A 3,645-nucleotide genomic window follows, 5' to 3' on the forward strand; every position below is an offset into this window, starting at 1 on the left:
AGTGTATTAAGCTGTTTAAAGTCTAGCATAAAAGCTTATAAAAAAAGAGATATAATAACTATTGAAAAAGATAAATTAACTGGGATAGGAGTAGTTTTGGAGGGTGAAGTAAGTGTTAGTAAGGAAACTTTAGATGGTGATAGAGTTATGATGTCAAGAGTAAAAAGAGGAGATTTATTTGGAGAAATAGATGCTTTTTCTAAGGATGGATGGCTTTCAACTGTAGAGGCGTATACTGATTGCACTATCCTATTTTTGCACCCAGATAAGATTGTAGGAGTATGCAATAAAGCGTGTGAGGGACATAAAAATTTAATACAGAATATGTTGCAAATAGTAGCTAAAAAGGCTCTTAGCTTAAATGAAAAGGTAGAAATTCTTTCATTAAAGAGTATAAGAAAAAAAATTAGCACATACTTAATTCAGCAATATAGTATTAATAACAGTCTTACCTTTGATATACCTTTAAAGAGAAATGAATTAGCTGAATATATACTTGTATCTAGACCTTCCCTTTCAAGAGAACTAATAAATATGAAGGAAGAAGGAATTATAGATTTTCACAGAAGCTCCTTTAGAATTATTGATCTAAAAAGTTTAAAAGAATGTCTAGGATAAAGAGTTATTCAAGAGAGGCTTTCTTAAAATAGAAAAATCTATTTTGAGAAAGCCTCTTTTAATATCTATATTATGATTATAGATTTAAAATCTATAATTATAAAATTTACAAATATCTAACAATGGTATCCTGAGATACCGAAATTAAGTATGAAATTACATATTATATTAATATAGATTAAAAAAACCAATTAAAACAAAATTTTAAAGGAGGTTTTTAAATGGGTATGTTTTGTTATCAATGTCAAGAAACTGCAAAAGGTACAGGCTGCACAATAAGAGGTGTATGTGGAAAGACAGAGAAGGTTGCTAACTTACAAGATTTAATGATTTATTCACTAAAGGGAATTGCTATTTTTCAGCAAAAAGGATTAGATAAAGGTATTAGATTTCCTAAAGCTAATCATTTCATAGTAAGTGGACTATTTATGACTATTACAAATGCTAATTTTGATGATTCTGCATTTGTTGAAAAAATAAAGGAAGCTATAGAACTTAGAGAAGAAGTTAAGAAAGAATTACTGCATAAAGGAATAAATTTAGGAGAATTACATGATGCTGCTACTTTTGTAGTAGAAGGTGATTTAGAGCTTTTAGAAAAATCAAAGGCTATTGAAGTTGGAATATTATCTACTGAAAATGAAGATGTACGTTCTCTTAGAGAATTAATTATTTATGGTGTAAAAGGTATGGCAGCATATGCTGAACATGCATTAAATTTAGGAAAAGAAAATGAAGAAGTTTATGATTTTATGGTAAAGGCATTAGTAGCTACATTAGATAATACATTAAGTGCAGATGAACTAGTTGCCCTTACTTTAGAAACAGGTAAATTTGGTGTGGATACTATGGCGATGCTAGATGCTGCCAATACAGGTGCTTATGGAAATCCAGAAATTACTGAAGTAAATATAGGAGTTAGAAATAATCCTGCTATATTGATATCAGGACATGATTTAAAGGATTTAGAAGAGCTTTTAGAACAAACAAAAGATACAGGTGTAGATGTTTATACTCATGGTGAAATGTTACCAGCTCACTATTATCCATTCTTTAAGAAATATTCTAATTTTGTAGGTAACTATGGTAATGCTTGGTGGAAACAAAATGAAGAATTTGAACCTTTTAATGGGCCAATACTATTTACAACAAATTGTATAGTACCACCAAAGGAAAGTTATGTAGATAGAGTTTATACTACAGGTGCTACTGGATATCCAGGATTTAAATATATTAAAGATAGAGAAGATGGAAAAGCTAAAGACTTTAGTGAAATTATAGAACATGCTAAAAAATTACCATCACCTAAAGAAATTGAAAAGGGTAAAATTGTAGGTGGTTTTGCTCATGCACAAGTATTTGCTTTAGCAGATAAGGTAGTAGAAGCTGTTAAATCTGGTGCTATTAAGAAGTTCTTTGTTATGGCTGGTTGTGATGGAAGAATGAAATCAAGAAATTATTATACAGAGTTTGCAGAAAAATTACCAAAAGATACAGTAATATTAACTGCCGGATGTGCTAAATATCGTTATAATAAATTAAATCTTGGCGATATAGGTGGAATTCCAAGGGTTTTAGATGCAGGACAGTGTAATGATTCTTACTCATTAGCTGTAATAGCTTTAAAATTAAAAGAAATATTTGAACTAAATGATGTGAATGAACTTCCTATAGCTTATAACATAGCGTGGTATGAGCAAAAAGCTGTAATAGTACTTCTAGCATTACTTTATTTAGGAGTAAAAAATATTCATCTAGGACCGACACTTCCAGGATTCTTATCACCAAATGTAGCAAAAGTATTAGTAGAGACTTTTGGGATTGCAGGCATAGGAACTGTGGATGAAGATTTAGAAATGTTTTTAGGATAATATATTTACCCCTGATTAACCCCTAATATATTTATCCTAAACTTATAAATATATCAGTAAAAATAAAGGTATTGACTTTATATATTAAGTTAATACCTTTATTTTTGTATATAAAATGATGTTTGTACTGATTATACTAAAAGCTCTTCCATATTCCAAACCTGAGTTGCTAAATCTTTATAGAAATCAACTTCATGGCAAACTAAAAGGAGAGTACCCTTAAAATCAATAAGAGCTTTTTTTAGTTCAGCCTTAGAGATAGCATCTAAATGGTTAGTTGGTTCATCAAGTAAAAGCCAATTTGTTGGAGTTAAGGTAAGTTTACAAAGTCTAACCTTTGATTGTTCTCCGCCACTTAAAGTTTTTAGTTTTTGGTTCATATGCTCATTTTTAATACCACAACGACCAAGGGCTGCTCTTATTTCGCTTTGAGATTTTTTAGGAAAAGAATCCCAAACTTCCTCAAGAGGAGTATGGTCTGAACCATGAACCTGTTGCTCAAAGTAAGCTGGGTACAGATAATCTCCAAGTTTTATATCACCATCTATTGGAGGTATTACTCCCATTATGGTCTTTAAAAATGTGGATTTACCTATGCCATTGCAACCTGTAATGGCAATTTTTTCACCTCTTTTTAAAGTAAGATCAAGATTTTTTATAAGTGGATAGCTATAGCCAATGGTTAGACTAGAGCTTTTCATCACAAGGGAAGCAGAGGTTCTTTTAAAATTAAAGGAAAAACTAGGTTTAGGTGAAATTATTTTTGGTTTTTCTAGTTTTTCAATTTTATCAAGAGCCTTTTGTCTACCCTTAGCCATTTTTGCAGTAGAAGCTCGAACTTTATTTTTATCAATAAAGTTCTGAAGCTTTTGAATTTCCTTTTGTTGAGCAGTATATTCAGCTATATATCTTTTTCTTTCCTCATCTTGTAGTTTTAAGAAGTTATCATAATTTCCCATATATCTTTTTATAGAGGAAAACTCTAAATTGAAAATTACATTTGTAATTTTGTTTAAAAAGCTAGTGTCGTGGGATATGACCACAAAAGCATTTTCATAGTCATGTAGATATTTAGATAACCACTCTATATGCTCTTTATCTAGATAATTAGTAGGCTCATCTAAAAGTAATATATCAGGAGCTTCAAGAAGTAGTT

General features: G+C 30.3%; 3 protein-coding genes. 2 read left to right on the forward strand and 1 reads right to left on the reverse strand.

Going from position 1 to position 3,645, the window contains the following annotated elements; translation table 11 throughout:
* Both B2671_RS03315 and hcp read left to right on the forward strand, forming a co-directional pair.
* Positions 1 to 618: Crp/Fnr family transcriptional regulator (locus B2671_RS03315; RefSeq protein ID WP_346869148.1), on the forward strand; the 618-nt coding region annotated here is incomplete at its 5' end.
* 221 nt (positions 619 to 839) lie between these two features.
* Positions 840 to 2,489: a hydroxylamine reductase gene (gene hcp, locus B2671_RS03320; protein ID WP_346869149.1), complete on the forward strand. Its 1,650-nt coding sequence runs from the start codon at positions 840 to 842 to the stop codon at positions 2,487 to 2,489.
* Between the two features lie 131 nt (positions 2,490 to 2,620).
* Here the strand turns inward: hcp and B2671_RS03325 are convergent.
* Positions 2,621 to 3,645: ABC-F family ATP-binding cassette domain-containing protein (locus tag B2671_RS03325; RefSeq protein ID WP_346869150.1), on the reverse strand; the 1,025-nt coding region annotated here is incomplete at its 5' end.

The organism is Clostridium sp. UBA5119 (assembly GCF_002414285.1).
GTDB classification, from domain to species: domain Bacteria; phylum Bacillota; class Clostridia; order Clostridiales; family Clostridiaceae; genus Clostridium_J; species Clostridium_J sulfidigenes.

What these genes read in the sequence shown, in the direction of transcription:
- hcp (WP_346869149.1), top strand. Translation starts at nt 840, where the DNA reads ATGGGTATGTTTTGTTATCAATGTCAAGAAACTGCAAAAGGTACAGGC.